Annotated in this window: 12 protein-coding genes; all 12 read left to right on the top strand. The window is 34.3% G+C overall.

Annotated elements, in window-relative coordinates:
- Window positions 1-80: 80 nt before the first annotated feature.
- On the top strand, window positions 81-791 hold the full coding sequence (gene lipB / locus ACSVC9_RS08085) for a lipoyl(octanoyl) transferase LipB (RefSeq protein ID WP_446896985.1): 711 nt from the start codon (window positions 81-83) through the stop codon (window positions 789-791).
- Window positions 766-1,632 carry a lipoyl synthase gene (gene lipA, locus ACSVC9_RS08080; protein ID WP_446896984.1) on the top strand — a complete coding sequence of 289 codons (867 nt, stop codon included), beginning with the start codon at window positions 766-768 and terminating at the stop codon, window positions 1,630-1,632. Before lipB ends, lipA begins: the two co-directional genes overlap by 26 nt.
- A 149-nt stretch (window positions 1,633-1,781) precedes the next feature.
- Window positions 1,782-3,746: a sigma-54-dependent Fis family transcriptional regulator gene (locus ACSVC9_RS08075; protein ID WP_446896983.1), complete on the top strand. Its 1,965-nt coding sequence runs from the start codon at window positions 1,782-1,784 to the stop codon at window positions 3,744-3,746.
- A gap of 137 nt (window positions 3,747-3,883) precedes the next feature.
- A complete protein-coding gene (locus tag ACSVC9_RS08070) occupies window positions 3,884-5,347 on the top strand; it encodes a methyl-accepting chemotaxis protein (RefSeq protein ID WP_446896982.1) in 1,464 nt (487 codons plus the stop codon).
- Between the two features lie 282 nt (window positions 5,348-5,629).
- Window positions 5,630-6,568: a thiamine pyrophosphate-dependent dehydrogenase E1 component subunit alpha gene (locus ACSVC9_RS08065; protein WP_446899828.1), complete on the top strand. Its 939-nt coding sequence runs from the start codon at window positions 5,630-5,632 to the stop codon at window positions 6,566-6,568.
- A 1-nt stretch (window position 6,569) separates the two neighbouring features.
- Complete coding sequence (locus ACSVC9_RS08060) at window positions 6,570-7,541, top strand: alpha-ketoacid dehydrogenase subunit beta (protein ID WP_446896981.1); 972 nt, start codon at window positions 6,570-6,572, stop codon at window positions 7,539-7,541.
- Window positions 7,542-7,570: 29 nt separating this feature from the next.
- Complete coding sequence (locus ACSVC9_RS08055) at window positions 7,571-8,914, top strand: 2-oxo acid dehydrogenase subunit E2 (RefSeq protein WP_446896980.1); 1,344 nt, start codon at window positions 7,571-7,573, stop codon at window positions 8,912-8,914.
- A gap of 23 nt (window positions 8,915-8,937) precedes the next feature.
- Window positions 8,938-10,668, top strand: a complete 1,731-nt coding sequence (lpdA, locus tag ACSVC9_RS08050; RefSeq protein WP_446896979.1) for a dihydrolipoyl dehydrogenase — start codon at window positions 8,938-8,940, stop codon at window positions 10,666-10,668.
- A 77-nt stretch (window positions 10,669-10,745) separates the two neighbouring features.
- Window positions 10,746-11,324, top strand: coding sequence for a GDSL-type esterase/lipase family protein (locus ACSVC9_RS08045; RefSeq protein WP_446896978.1), 579 nt, complete (start codon window positions 10,746-10,748; stop codon window positions 11,322-11,324).
- Window positions 11,325-11,374: 50 nt separating this feature from the next.
- Window positions 11,375-12,358 carry a D-isomer specific 2-hydroxyacid dehydrogenase family protein gene (locus ACSVC9_RS08040; protein WP_446896977.1) on the top strand — a complete coding sequence of 328 codons (984 nt, stop codon included), beginning with the start codon at window positions 11,375-11,377 and terminating at the stop codon, window positions 12,356-12,358.
- A 69-nt stretch (window positions 12,359-12,427) separates the two neighbouring features.
- On the top strand, window positions 12,428-13,588 hold the full coding sequence (locus tag ACSVC9_RS08035) for a methyl-accepting chemotaxis protein (protein WP_446896976.1): 1,161 nt from the start codon (window positions 12,428-12,430) through the stop codon (window positions 13,586-13,588).
- 146 nt (window positions 13,589-13,734) lie between these two features.
- On the top strand, window positions 13,735-15,609 hold the full coding sequence (htpG, locus tag ACSVC9_RS08030; RefSeq protein ID WP_446896975.1) for a molecular chaperone HtpG: 1,875 nt from the start codon (window positions 13,735-13,737) through the stop codon (window positions 15,607-15,609).
- Window positions 15,610-15,611: the final 2 nt, after the last annotated feature.

Here is a 15,611-nt window from a genome sequence, read left to right as displayed (position 1 = left end):
GGATTGTAAATTGGTATAGATTATGCTTGTTTGTATTAAAAAGAGCATTTTTAATACAAACTGTGAAGGAGCTGTTTAAATTGAGAAGATGCTATGTAACAGAATTCAAAAAATTGATAGATTATTCAGAGGGTATTGAAATCCAGCAGAAGGCTTTTGATTTTGTAAGCAAAAACAATATAGACGGTATTTTGCTTTTGCTCCAGCACAAACCTGTAATTACAATAGGCAAAAGCGGCGGAGATAAAAATATACTTGTCTCAAGGGATGAATTGAACAATTATGGAATTGAATTGTGCCACACTTCCAGGGGAGGGAATATTACCTATCATGGTCCGGGTCAGCTTGTTGGATATCCAATATTGAATTTGAATGGTTTTCATAAGGATGCACATTTATATCTGAGGCAGCTTGAAAAAGTTCTTATAAATACAGTTAGAGAATGTGGAATAAATGCTGGAATAAAGCCAAAATATACAGGGGTATGGGTAGGTGACAGAAAAATAGCTGCAATTGGAGTGGGAATTAGAAAATGGATAACAAAGCATGGTTTTGCATTGAATATTTCTGTAAACAAAGAGCATTTTAAATTGATAGTTCCCTGTGGCATAAGAGAATTCGGAATATGTTCCATGAATGATTTCATGGAAGGTATAGATTATGATAATGTTGTTGAGATAATCCAAGAAAACTTCAAAAAAGTGTTTCAAACGGAATTGCTGCAAAGAAAAACTGTTGATGATTGGTGGAAGGAGAGTGATTTCTTTGGTAAGGAGACCAGAATGGCTTAAAATGAAAGCACCTGATGAGACGGTATTGAGTAATATGGAGGATATGGTAAGGAATCTTTCACTTCATACGGTTTGTGAAAATGCAATTTGTCCTAATATTGGGAAATGTTTTAAAAATAAGACGGCCACTTTTATGGTAATGGGGGACATATGTACAAGAAATTGCAGATTTTGTGCAGTGTCAAAAGGCCGTCCTTCAGCACTTGATTCTAGAGAGCCAAAAAATGTGGCGATTGCCAGCAGGAAACTTGGACTCAAGCACACGGTAATAACTTCTGTTACGAGAGATGATCTTGAAGATGGAGGAGCAGATCATTTTGTTAAAATTATAAAAGAAATTAGAAAAGAAAATCCTGAATCCACAATTGAACTCTTGATACCGGATTTAAGAGGCAATTGGGAGGCATTAAAAAAGATAATTGATGCAAAACCAGATATACTCAACCATAATATGGAGACTATAGAAGTATTATATGAAAAGGTAAAACCAATGGGAAACTATGATAGATCCATTGAACTGTTGAGACAGGTTAAGGTTCTTAATGAAAAGGTTTATACAAAGAGTGGGATAATGGTAGGACTTGGTGAAACGAAAAGACAGGTGATGAAGGTAATGGATGATCTTTTGAATGTTAATTGTGATATATTGACAATAGGTCAATATTTGAGGCCGTCTAAAAAACATCTTCCGGTTTTTGAGTACGTTTCTCCGGAGGTATTCCAAGAATATAAAGAAATAGCTCTACGAAAGGGCTTTAAGTTTGTGACTTCAGGTCCCTATGTGAGAAGTTCCTATAAGGCTTATGAGGGAATGAAGATTCTTCATAAGGTCAATAGCTGACTAAACAATTTCAATATTTGAACAGGTAATGTTTATCAAAACATTCCTGTTCTTTATTTTTTATAAAATTTCCAGCAAGTAGCATGTAAAAATATTGTATAATAAAATAAAGATGGTAGTTGTTTAAGTGGAGATGGGGGGTATATATAATGAATCATATAGAGAAATATATGGAAAAAATTCGGGAACAGCGTAATACGTTTATAAAATATAATGAGATACCCAAGGATGTTAGGCAGGATATTCTGAATTCATGGATTAGATGTAAAAGGTACGGTGTCGGGAAAGACAATAATGGAGCCAATATTATTCCAAAAGATGAATTTAATATCGTACTTGAGGAAAAAAAAGAATTTATAGAGATCTGTCTTCCTGTAATGCTGAATTTATATGAAATTCTAAAAAATACTAACTACTCTATTATATTAACAGATGAAAATGCAGTAATACTCAAGATACTTGGAAACGAAAAAATAATGGCCCAAAACAGAGATTTGGATTTTCTCGAAGGCAGAAGGTGGAAAGAAGAGGATGTAGGAACAAATGCTATTGGCACATGTATTCATTTGGATAAACCCATTCAAACACTGGGTGCGGAACATTACTGCAGGAGACAGCATAAGTGGACATGTTCTGCTGCTCCAATACATGACAGCAGGGGGAAAATAATAGGTTGTATTGATTTATCTGGAGGCTATGGGGACTTTCATACCCATACGTTGGGCATAGTTGTAGAAGCTTCCAATACTATACAGGAAAAATTTTCAATAGCAGAACATAGAAAGTGGACTGAAGTAGCCTTCAATTCAATAAAAGAAGGAATATTGGTTATAGATAACGATTTTAAGCTGAAGTATTTTAATGAAAACATTTGCAAGATATTAGGAATTAATAAAAATCAGATGTACAAATTATATATGAAGTCTTTACTTAAAGATGTAATAAAGGATATGAGTGATACGGGAAGAGCCAACAAAATAACTTACAGGGAGATAAGTATGTATGTAAAAGATAGAAGAATTGAGTGCAATGTAAATGTAAATCCTGTTGTTATGAATGAAAAATATATTGGATTTGTAATACTTGCCAAAGAAACCAATACCGTGCGTACTGTTGTAAATAGAATAGCGGGATTTTCTTCAAAGTACGATTTTGACAATATACTTACCAATAATGCTAAAATGATGAGTATAATTGAAGATGCAAGAAGAATTTCAAGGAGTGATTGTACTGTACTCATAACTGGTGAGAGTGGTACAGGAAAGGAGTTGTTTGCACATTCAATTCATAATGGAAGTAAAAGATGTAGAGGTCCTTTTGTAGCCATAAATTGTTCTGCACTGCCAAAGGATCTTGTAGAAAGTGAATTGTTTGGATATGAAAAGGGATCTTTTACAGGAGCGTCAAAAGAGGGAAATCCAGGAAAATTTGAACTCGCAAATGGAGGGACTATATTTTTAGATGAAATTGGAGAGATGCCCCTTGAAATCCAGCCTAAATTATTGAGGGTGCTTGATAATCATACTATAACAAGAATTGGTGGGAAATATGAGAGAAATTTAAATGTAAGGGTTATAGCGGCTACTAACAGGGATCTTTTCAATGAAGTGAGATTAAAAAATTTTAGAAATGATCTATATTTTAGATTGAATGTATTTAATATAAATTTGATTCCATTGAGGAGAAGAAAAGAAGACATAGAAATGTTTATTAAAGTGTTCTTAAACAAGTTAAGCCTAAAAAATGAAATGAAGATAAAACGCATAGACGGAGAATTTATGAATATTATTAAAGGTTATAACTGGCCGGGAAATGTAAGGGAAATTGAAAATGTAGTTCAGAGAGCTTATTATATGTCAAAAGATGGTGCTATAACTAAAGAGCTGCTTCCAGAATATATTATAAAAAATGAGAAAGGCAGTATTGAAAGTTATCAGGAGAATGAATTCAAGCCTAAAATTCAGACGCTGAATGAAGTTGAAAAGCAGCTTATTGTAAAAGCTCTCAGATATTGCAGTGGAAATGTAGTAAATGCCAGTAAAATGATTAATATGGGGAAATCCACTTTGTACAGGAAGATTAAAAAATATAATTTGGAAACAGAAATAAGATAGAGTTCTTTACCATAAAGATGTCATATATGACAATAAGTAATTATGTACAGAAATATATTTATTAGTATTTAGTATAATGAAATTCTACAATTAACACGATAAATAAATACAAATAAAGTTGAGTAGGAGGAAACATCATGTTTGGTAAAGAATCACAATGTCATGAAGTTGCATATATTACAGATTATGTGCAAAATTATCTGCAAGGGGGACAGCCTAAAAAACCAATTTTAGAGAAGGATATTCATAAATATATATTTGAGTTATTTAGCAAAATTTTAGAAGCTGGATCATTAAACAATTCTCTTCTTTTGAAATTAGTTAATGAAGCTGCGTCACTTAGCGATTTTGATATAGACATGTCTTTTATTTCTAAGGAATTAAAAAAAATTGCTCAGCAATTATCAGAATCTAGTGAATCAAACATGTCGGTGGTAGAACAGACTACTGCGAATGTGAGCCAGGTGACTGAAGCAATTATCCACAACACGGAGTTGCTGGGCAATTTGGTAGAGAAATCTAATGATTTGATTAAAACAAACAACGACAGCAAAAACCAGCTTGAGCAAATTAATCGAATAAAAGAAACGGTGGTCAATGACTCGGAGATAATGTCTGAAAAAATAAAGGCTTTGGAAGAATTGTCCATGCAGGTTGATGAGATTGTTGCTGGTGTAAGGACAATTGCAGACCAGACAAATCTTCTTGCATTAAATGCTAGTATTGAAGCCGCTAGAGCTGGAGAACATGGACGGGGATTCTCTGTAGTTGCTGATGAAATTCGTAAGCTGGCTGAAAATACAAAACTTAAACTTAATAATATGCAATCTTTTACCAATGATATTAGAAATGCGACAAGTGAAGGTATGAATAGTGTTAATAATACTATAACATCAATGATAGATATGAGTAAAAAGATCGAAACAGTTAATATATCTTTTGAAGAAAATGCCAATAGTCTGAAAACTACTGTAGATGGAATTACCGATTTAGCAGGAAGTATGGAAGAAATAACAGCATCTTCTGAAGAAGTATCTTCTGCTGTGAATATTGTTGCAAGTGAAACGGAAAAAATAAGCAATATGGCAAAACTGGTATCGAATGACTCTGAAAAAGCTCATTATTATGCTAGTAATCTTGGCAAAATAGATGATAGAATTTCTGAACTTATAAAAAAATTGGTGGGAGTTTTAAATAGTGGTACTAATCCAATTTCAAATGAAGAATTTTTAAATATACTGGACGACGCTATAAAAGCCCATAAAGTGTGGATAGATAAGCTCCAGCAGATAGTTGAAACTAATAAAATAATTCCAATTCAGCATGATGGTATGAAATGTAAATTCGGACATTTCTATAACTCCATAAATGTTGAATATCCAGAAATAAAAGATGAATGGAATGCAATAAATGGAGATCATCTACTTTTACATAGCAAAGCACATGAAATAGTAGAGGCAATAGAAAAAAATAGAATTGAAGATGCCCGCAATATATTTAAAGAAGCAAAAGAACTATCTGGTAAAGTAATTTTAACCTTAAGGTCTATCGCAGAAAAAGTGAAATCAATTGATGAGAAAATTTTTAAGTTGAAACTATAATATAGATGTAGAAATGTGAAATGTATATTCTTTCAATAGCAGTTAAGACTATTATTGAAAGAGTATTTTTCCCATATTGAAAACGTTTTTTCAATATGGGATCCCAAAATAAAAAATATAATATTGAAAGAGCCTGTATAGGGCTTTTTTTGATTGGCACGAATATTGCTCAATAATATAAATGTAAAGAAAAATAAATATTAACCAGGGGGGATCATTTTGGAACAGGTAAAGGAAAATAAATCTATAGCAGGTACCAATCTCATAAATATTTATGACAAGATGCTGAAGATAAGGGCATTTGAAAATATGGCAAAGGACAATTTTGCGGAAGGAAAGATTCCTGGCTTCGTTCATTTGTATATAGGTGAGGAGGCTATAGCTTCTGCAGTTTGTGAAAATCTTACAGATTCAGATTATATAACAAGTACCCATAGAGGCCATGGACACATAATAGCAAAAGGTGGAGAACTCAAATATATGACCGCAGAACTTTTCGGAAAAGCTACTGGATATTGCAAAGGAAAAGGTGGATCAATGCATATTGCAGATGCAACAAAAGGTATACTTGGAGCAAATGGTATAGTAGGTGCAGGACATGATATAGCTCTTGGAGCCGGAATGAGTGCACAGTACAGGGGAACGGATCAGGTATGTGTATGCTTTTTCGGTGATGCTTCTACAAATCAGGGGACTTTTCATGAATCCCTGAATCTGGCAAGCGTATGGAAACTTCCTATTGTATATGTATGTGAGAATAATGGGTATGGAATATCAGTAAGTCAGAAAAGGCATCAGAATATAAAAGATGTTGCAGATAGGGCAAAAGCATATGGAATACCGGGAGTAGTAGTTGATGGAAATGACCCAATTGCCGTTTATGAAGCATCGCAAAAAGCTGTTGAGAGGGCAAGAGCCGGCAAAGGTCCAACTCTTATAGAGTGCAAGACTTATAGACAGAGAGGACATTTTGAGGGAGACTCGGCACCATATAAACCGAAGGAAGAGCAGGAAAAATGGCTTAAAAAAGACCCTATTCCAAGATTTGAGAAATACCTTTTAGAAAACAAGGTGTTAAATGAAAATGAATTGAAAAAGATGCAAGAATCCGTAAATGGACAGATAAAAGATGCAGTTGATTTTGCAATAAACAGTCCGGAACCAGAGCTTAATTCCGTATTTGAAGATGTCTATACTGATATTAAAGAGGGGGTTGACTAATATGAAAAGTATAACTTATTCTGAAGCAATAAGAGATGCGATGTCCACTAGAATGAGAGAGAATAAAAATGTGTTACTGTTTGGTGAAGATGTAGGACCTTTTGGAGGGTGTTTTGGAGTAAGTCAAGGCATGCATGATGAATTTGGAGAAATGAGGGTAAGAGATACCCCTATTTCTGAAGGTGCAATTATAGGTTGTGCAATCGGGGCAGCAGCAACTGGACTGAGGCCAATTGCAGAGCTCATGTTCATTGATTTTTTAACTGTTGGCATGGATATGCTTGCAAATCAGGCAGCAAAGATGAGATATATGTTTGGAGGAAAGATAAAACTCCCTATGGTAGTCAGAGTGCCTTGCGGCGCAGGAGCTCAGGGAGCTGCACAGCATTCGCAGTCAATGGAGGCATGGGTTACGCACGTACCTGGTCTAAAGGTGGCATATCCTTCTACTGTAAAGGATGCCTATGGACTAATGTTGACTGCAATAGATGATGATAATCCAGTAGTATTTATAGAACATAAGATTCTATATGCTAAAAAGGGAGAAATCGATGAAAATCCTAAACCTATACCATTTGGATCTGCAGATATAAAAAGAAATGGAAATGATGTAACTATAATTGCAACAGGAAGAATGGTTCATGAAGCACTTGAAGCAGCTGATAGACTTTCAAAAGAAGGTATAGAGGCTGAAGTAATAGATCCGAGATCCTTGTATCCTTTTGACAGGGAAACCGTATTTGATTCAATAAAAAAGACCAACAGAGCAGTTGTTGTCACAGAGGAAACAAAACGGGGAGGATTCGGCGGAGAAATTTCAGCAGTCATAAGCGAAGAAATATTTGACTATCTGGATGCGCCTGTAGTGAGGGTAGGAAGCTTTGATGTTCCAATACCTTTCGCACCTAAACTTGAAAGCTATGTAATCCCGAATGCTGAAAAAATAGTGAACGCCGTTAAAAAAACGTTTTAATAAACAATACAGATTTAGGAGGGGGTTCAATGAGTTGTATAGAAGTAATGCCAAAATTGGGATTGACGATGACAGAAGGTGAAATAGAGACGTGGCATAAAAAAGAAGGGCAGGAAGTTAAAAAAGGAGAAATCCTCTTTGATGTAACTACCGATAAGCTAACAAATGAGGTTGAGGCCAAAGGAAGTGGCGTATTGAGAAAAATATTGGTAGGAGAGGGCGAGACTGCAAAATGTCTTGTCCCAGTGGCGGTAATTGCAGGTCAAGGAGAAGATATTTCACAATTATTAAAACAGTTTGAGTCCGGTAATCAAGAAAAAATACAGGATGAGGAAGAGAAAAGGGAAGTACATCAAGATAAAAGTGTTCCTGTAAAAAGAGAAGGCAGAATAAGAATATCACCTTTGGCTAAGAAAATTGCCATAAGAAGTGGAGTAAACTACGAGTTGGTAACTGGTACGGGACCACTTGGAAGAATAACAAAGAAGGACATTGAAGGGTATATCGATAACAATAGAATAAAGGTATCACCTGTTGCTGCAAAGCTTGCTAAAAAATTAAATGTTGATTTAAATAGCATAGATAAGCAAGGTAGAATAATGAAAAAAGATGTACTGGAAGCCGCTGGAAAGCTTGATAAAGATAATGGAGCAGTTAAGGAGAAATCTGAACAGCAGGTTCAGATTCCAGTTCAGAGCCGCGGTGAAAAAGTAGTAAACATGTCACCTATGAGAAAGGTAATTGCCGAAAGAATGAGTGAGAGTGTTAAAGTATCACCTACTGTTACTTATGATATGACTGTTGATATTTCGGAGCTTAAGAGATTTAAAAATAAACTAAAGGAGATTATGAAGATAACCTATACTGATTTTCTAATAAAAATAGTCTCAACTACTCTGAAACAATTTCCGCTTGCCAATTGTTCTGTATCCGAGAACAAATTTATATTGAAAAACTATGTAAATATGGGGATAGCCGTTGCGCTGGATGAGGGATTAATAGTTCCTGTGGTGAAGGATTCTGATATAAAGGGACTTAAAGAAATAACCATTGAACTTGAAGAACTCGTTAAAAAAGCAAAGAACAATCATCTCAGCCCTGATAATATGACGGGAGCAACATTTACCATAACAAATCTTGGAATGTTTGGTATAGATACTTTTTCTCCTATTATAAATCAACCGGAAGTTGCTATTCTTGGAGTCAATAGAATAGTTGAAACTCCAGTAGTAGAGGATGGAAAAATAGTTGTAAAACCGCTTATGAAGCTATCCCTCACAGCGGATCATAGGGCAATAGATGGTGCCTATGCGGCAAAGTTTTTACAGAAGATTAAAGAATATATAGAAAAGCCAGAATTGTTGCTTTTATAAAATTTGACTTAGGAGGGATTTTAATGAGCTGCATTGAGGTAATGCCGAAGCTTGGATTAACAATGACAGAGGGAGAGATAGAAACCTGGCATAAAAAAGAGGGAGAAGAAGTTAAAAAGGGTGAAATCCTATTTGATGTAACTACTGACAAACTTACAAATGAAGTAGAGGCCAAGGGAAGCGGAGTCCTTAGAAAGATACTTGTCAAAGAAGGTGAGTCCGCAAAATGCCTTGCTCCGGTGGCTATAATTGCAGAAAAGGATGAGGATATTTCAAATCTGCTGGGTAAAACTGGAGCAGAAAGTGAGAAAAAAAATTTAAAGAAAGAACATAAGGATGAAAAGGAAGATGGTGATAGAAGTATATCAAAAAGGGTACTTGTAATAGGAGGTGGACCTGGAGGATATATAGCCGCAATTCGTGCAGCACAACTTGGAAATGAAGTTACACTAGTTGAGAAGGAAAAACTTGGAGGAACATGTCTTAATGTAGGGTGTATACCAACAAAAGCCTTGCTCCATTCTGCAGAGTTGTTCAGTGAAATTAAAAATAGCAGTGAATTTGGAATTGAAGTGAGCTCTGCAATTATAAATTGGAATAATGTTCAGAAGAGGAAGGAGAAGATAACTAAAAAGCTTGTTTCAGGTGTAAAAGGTCTTCTATCTGCAAATAAAGTAAAAGTAGTTGAAGGCACCGCCGCATTTGAATCGCAGAATTCTGTTTCAGTTGTAAAGAAAGATGGAAGCATAGATAAAGTTGACTTTGATGATGCTATAATTTCTACAGGATCAGTACCGTTTATACCACCAATACCTGGTGTGAAACTGGATGGTGTTTTGGACAGTACAGCAGCTTTAAATCTTAAATCAATACCAGAGTCAATTGCGATTATAGGTGGTGGAGTAATTGGAATTGAGTTTGCAACACTATTTAGTGAACTTGGAAGCAAGGTAACAATTTTGGAAATGCTGCCATTTGTTCTTCCTCCTATAGACAGACAGATCTCGGATATAATCTCGAAGAAGCTGTCAGCGAAAGGTGTCAGTATAAATACAGGATGTAGGGTTACTGAAATAAAAAATAATGCTGGAAGTTTCGAGGTTAGTTTTACAAGACAGAATGATAACTTGAATGTACAGGCGGACAAAGTCCTTGTAGCTATTGGAAGGCGTCCTAATCTAAAAGGGCTTGAGGCAGAAAAAATTGGAATCAGGACTGAGAAAGGACATGTATGTGTAGATGATCAGATGAGGACGAACATTAGAAATATATATGCAATAGGTGACTGTACAGGGAAAAATATGCTTGCCCATGTTGCTTCAGAGCAGGGAGTTGTAGCTGCTGAAAATATATCAGGAGAGTCCGTCACTATGGATTATAAAACTGTACCTGCTTGTGTCTATACAAAACCAGAAATAGCCTCTGTTGGAATTACCGAGGAGAAAGCAAAGGAAAGTGGAGTAGATTATAAAATTGGTATTTTCCCTATTTCTGCTAATGGAAAAGCAATGATATCAGGTGATACTGATGGAATTGTAAAAATAATTGCAGATAAAGAAACAGAAGAAATACTTGGTGTTCATATTCTTGCACCTAGAGCTACGGATCTTATAACTGAAGGGGCACTTGCTTTGAAACTTGAAGCTACTGTAGAGGAGATAATTACTACGGTACATGCTCATCCTACAATAGGAGAAGCTTTCAAAGAGGCTGCACTGGCTGTGGAAAAGCGATCACTTAATATGGTAAATTAAATTTTAATTTAAAATATACTAAGCCCTGCTTAATTTTGTTGGGGCTTAGTATATTTTTAATATAGGAGGTATAGGATATGAAGATAGTGTGTCTAGGGGATAGTGTTACTTATGGATATAGATTAAAAAGGAGTGAAGTGTGGACTTCTCTTCTAGAAAAAAAATTAAAAGTTGAGGTTGTAAACAAAGGAATATCAGGTGATACTTCGGCGGGTATGCTTTCGAGAGTGTATAGGGATGTTATTTTAGAAAATCCAACTTATTCAATAATTATGGGAGGAACAAATGATTTTGTATGGAAACTTCCTGTGCAGCAGGTCATGGCAAATATTACATCAATAATTTTTCAAATCATGTATAATAATATAATACCTATAATAGGGCTTCCCATACCTATATGCACTGAAACAGCAAAAAAAAATTGGGGAAATATAACTGATTTTGACAATATGAATTTTGATATAAAAGAGCTTTCCTATTATCTAAAAAAATTTTCATTAAATTATAACATAAGAATTCTAGATTTTTTTTCCTTGTTCCTAAAGAAAAATGGAGGAGGGGACAAAAAATACTATATGGACGGTGTTCATTTAAATCCAGAGGGAAACAGGAAAATGACCGACATAATTTTCATATTGAATCAAAGTGAGTTATAATATAAATAATTACATAGTGTTAATAGTGGTTGAAAGGAAGTTTAAGTTTGATGAATATATTCGTATATAGTTATAGAAAAGATGAAGAAGAGTACTTTGCCAAATTCAGTAAAAAATATAATGTTGGAATAGAATTCTGTAAAGAAACACTGAATATGGACAATGCAAATCTTGCAAAAGGATTTGAATGTATCAGTATTATTTCAAGTCCTGTTCCTGGAAGAGTAATTGAAAAACTTAATAAAGTAGGAGTAAAGTTCATATCTACAAGGACAATAGGATATGACCACATAGATATGAAAAAAGTAAAAGAATTGGGGATGCAGGCAGGAAATGTAACCTATTCTCCAAGTAGTGTAGCCGATTATGCAATTATGCTGATGTTTATGATATTGCGAAAAATGAAGCTTATACTGGGTCGAAGCAGTATGCAGGATTATTCCCTTAAGGGATTTAGGGGAAGAGAAATGGGGAATATGACTGTAGGTGTTATTGGAACAGGAAAAATTGGAAGAACTGTAATAAAGCATTTGTCTGGATTTGGATGCAAATTTTTGGCCTATGACTTATATGAGAACAAGGAAGTAAAACAATATGCAGAATATGTTTCCTTAAAGGAACTTTTTATGAATAGCGATATTATTACACTCCATGTACCTGCATCAAAGAATAATCGTCACATGATAAATAGGGAATCTATTTCCCTTATGAAAAAGGGTGTGATTGTTGTAAATACCGCAAGAGGATTACTTATTGATACCGATGATCTTATAGATGGAATTCAGAATAAAAAAATAGGAGGGGCAGCACTGGATGTAATTGAAAATGAAGAAAGCATTTATTATAGTGATATGAAAGGTGAAATTATTAATAATAGAGAACTTGCAATTCTGCAGTCTATGCCTAATGTTATTATTACACCACATACTGCTTTTTATACGGATCAAGCTGTATCGGATATGGTAGAACATTCAATTTTAAGCTGTATTTTATTTATGGAGGGAAAAGAAAATCCATGGGAAATTTCTAGATGAAAGATATAAAGATTCTATCCAATATTGACGATAATTAGTCAGCTTATAGTTTAAAGGAGTGAATTTGGAATGAATTTGACAAAAAAAGCGGTAATATCTATCTTTATGATTGTCATGATACCCATGATAATTTTCTCGGTGTTTGCTTTTAAAGAGGTTTCGGTGTCGATAATTTCAATAATGCTTGTTATAGGAATTGTTTCCAGTATAGTAGGGTCTATTCTATTTTCAAAGAAATTTTTGGCAGTAAATCAGGTGGAGCAGGATTTTAATGAAATAGCCGAGAATCATTTGAAAGATGTTATAACTAATGGAACAACATTAGTAAACAGGATAGGTGAAGAAGTAAAGGGCATAAAATCTTTTATCGGTGAACTGGAAGAAAATCTGAATGAATCCACTGGAGCAATAGAAAATGTATCCGCAAGTTTAGAGGAAAATTCAGCATCTGCAGAAGAAATAGCAGCATCTTCAGGTGAGATGGGCAATGCAGTAAAAGATATAGCAAACAAGGCAAAAGAAGGTGCCAAATTCGCTGAAGAATTTTCTGAAGAGGGAAAGAAACTTCAGAAATCAACTAAAGAATCACGAACTAGATCAAGTGATATCTACATAAAGATAAGAAAGGACATAGAAAGTGCAATAGAAGACAGTAAGTCTGTAAATGAAATAAATAAACTTACAGAAGCAATAATTGATATAACCGAACAGACTAATTTATTGGCTTTAAATGCATCCATAGAAGCTGCAAGAGCAGGTGAGGCCGGAAGAGGATTTTCAGTAGTGGCGGATGAAGTAAAGGAACTTGCAAAACAATCTGGTGAAACGGCAGGAAATATAAAGACAATAGTTGATTCGGTAGTAGATTCTGTAAAAAGGCTGGTAGATGGTTCTAAAAGTGCATTAAATTATATATCTACAGAAGTTACACAGGATTACGATAAATTTGAAGGAGCATCCTCAAAATATTTAGAAGATGCTGGTACAATAAATGGATTTATGAATAATTTCAGTGCTTCATCTGAGGAATTGAAGGTTTTTATTGAAGGAATAGTAAAAGTTATAAATGAAATGGCACAAAATTTTACAGACAGTGCAGGAAGTATGCAGGGAATATCTGAAAAGAACAACAAATTACTTAGCAGTCTGAATAATATTAAAGATAAGCTGGAGGAAATGAGTAAAACAAGAGAGGAAATGATACAACTTACTGAAAAAGACAGAGAATAGTCTTGACAAAGAAAAAATAATTGCTAAAATAAAATTAGCACTCAATTATATGAAGTGCTAACAGAAATGATAATAAATAAACCATGCTGACCCAAAAAGACAAGCGTGGTTTTATTATATTTATTATATTGAAAGGAAATGATAGAATGGCTACAAAACAATTTAAAGCAGAATCGAAAAGGCTGCTTGACTTAATGATTAATTCTATTTACACAAACAAGGAGATATTCCTAAGAGAGCTCATATCAAATGCAAGTGATGCAATTGATAAAAGTTATTATCGCTCACTTGTAGATGAAAATGTAAATTTTAACAAAGATGATTTCTACATTAGAATTACAGTTGATAAAGACAATAGGACATTTACCATTACAGATACGGGAATAGGCATGACAAAGGATGAACTTGAAAACAATCTTGGAACCATTGCAAAAAGTGGATCACTGACCTTTAAAAATGAGAATGAAATAAAAGATGGAGTAGATATAATAGGACAATTTGGAGTTGGATTCTATTCTGCTTTTATGGTATCTGATACAGTAACCGTGAAGAGCCGTTCAATCGATTCAGATATGGCATATAAATGGGAATCGAGAGGTGTGGAAGGCTATGATATAGAAACTTGTGAAAAGGAAAATATAGGTACTGAAATTACGTTAAAAATCAAGGAAAATACTGAAGATGAAAAATATGATGAATTTTTGGATCAATATAAAATTCAATCATTGGTAAAAAAATATTCCGATTTTATAAAATATCCTATAAAGATGATGGTAAAAAAGAGCAGGCCAAAAAAAGATAATGACAAGGAATATGAAGATTATTTTGAGGATGAAACCTTAAACAGCATGGTTCCCATCTGGAGAAAAAACAAGAATGAGCTCAAGTCTGAAGATTATGAGCAGTTCTACAAGGATAAACATTTTGGATATGAGAAACCGCTTAGGGTTATACACTCCAAAGTGGAAGGTATGGTTAGTTATACTACATTGCTTTTTATTCCTGCAAAAGCGCCTTATGATTTTTATACAAAGGAATTTGAAAAAGGATTGGAGTTGTATTCCAATGGAGTTTTGATAATGGAAAAATGTGCAGATTTGCTGCCAGATTATTTTAGTTTTGTTCAGGGGTTGGTTGATTCAGCGGATCTTTCTCTCAATATTTCAAGGGAACTTCTCCAGCATGACAGACAACTCAAGTTTATTGCTAAGAAAATAAAAGATAAAATAAAGAGCGAGCTTCTCCTCATGATGAAAAATGACAGGGATAAATATATTGAGTTTTACAACAGCTTTGGAAAACAGCTGAAATATGGTGTTTATTCGGAATTTGGAGCCAACAAGGATGTACTTCAGGACCTGCTTATGTTCTATTCTTCTACTGAAAAGAAACTTGTAAGTTTAGATGAATATGTTTCCCGTATGAAGGAAGACCAGAAATATATATATTATGCAGCTGGTGAGAACATAGAGAAAATTGAGAAGCTTCCACAAACGGAATTAGTTAAAGACAAGAACTTTGAAATACTGTATTTTACGGATGATGTGGATGAATTTGCAATAAAAATGCTTATGAAATACAAGGAAAAAGAGTTCAAATCCGTTTCAAGCAAGGATTTAGGATTTGATTCAGATGACCAGGAAAGTAAAAAGGAAACTGAGGAAAATAAAGAATTGTTTGATTTCATGAAGGATGTTTTAAAGGACAAAGTCAAGGAGGTCAGAGCATCAAACAGATTAAAAACTCATCCTGTCTGCCTGTCAAATGAAGGAGAGCTTTCAATTGAAATGGAGAAAGTACTCAATATGATGCCTAATAATCAAAATATCAAGGCTGATAAGATCCTGGAGATAAACACAAACCATGAGATGTTCAAAGCCATCAAGAAGGCATTTTCAGAAGACAAGGAAAAATTAAAGATGTACTCTAATCTTTTGTATAATCAGGCACTTTTAATTGAAGGACTTCCTGTCGAAGATCCAGTACAGTTTGCAAATGATGTATGCTGCCTGATTAAATAACG

The sequence above is a fragment of the Clostridium sp. LBM24168 genome (assembly GCF_052953915.1).
Note: the sequence above shows the minus strand (reverse complement) of the source record. Positions and strands in the feature narration are given on the sequence as shown.

What these genes read in the sequence shown, in the direction of transcription:
- ACSVC9_RS08075 (WP_446896983.1), top strand. Translation starts at nt 1,782, where the DNA reads ATGAATCATATAGAGAAATATATGGAAAAAATTCGGGAACAGCGTAAT.
- ACSVC9_RS08070 (WP_446896982.1), top strand. Translation starts at nt 3,884, where the DNA reads ATGTTTGGTAAAGAATCACAATGTCATGAAGTTGCATATATTACAGAT.
- ACSVC9_RS08065 (WP_446899828.1), top strand. Translation starts at nt 5,630, where the DNA reads ATGCTGAAGATAAGGGCATTTGAAAATATGGCAAAGGACAATTTTGCG.
- ACSVC9_RS08060 (WP_446896981.1), top strand. Translation starts at nt 6,570, where the DNA reads ATGAAAAGTATAACTTATTCTGAAGCAATAAGAGATGCGATGTCCACT.
- ACSVC9_RS08055 (WP_446896980.1), top strand. Translation starts at nt 7,571, where the DNA reads ATGAGTTGTATAGAAGTAATGCCAAAATTGGGATTGACGATGACAGAA.
- lpdA (WP_446896979.1), top strand. Translation starts at nt 8,938, where the DNA reads ATGAGCTGCATTGAGGTAATGCCGAAGCTTGGATTAACAATGACAGAG.
- ACSVC9_RS08045 (WP_446896978.1), top strand. Translation starts at nt 10,746, where the DNA reads ATGAAGATAGTGTGTCTAGGGGATAGTGTTACTTATGGATATAGATTA.
- ACSVC9_RS08040 (WP_446896977.1), top strand. Translation starts at nt 11,375, where the DNA reads ATGAATATATTCGTATATAGTTATAGAAAAGATGAAGAAGAGTACTTT.
- ACSVC9_RS08035 (WP_446896976.1), top strand. Translation starts at nt 12,428, where the DNA reads ATGAATTTGACAAAAAAAGCGGTAATATCTATCTTTATGATTGTCATG.
- htpG (WP_446896975.1), top strand. Translation starts at nt 13,735, where the DNA reads ATGGCTACAAAACAATTTAAAGCAGAATCGAAAAGGCTGCTTGACTTA.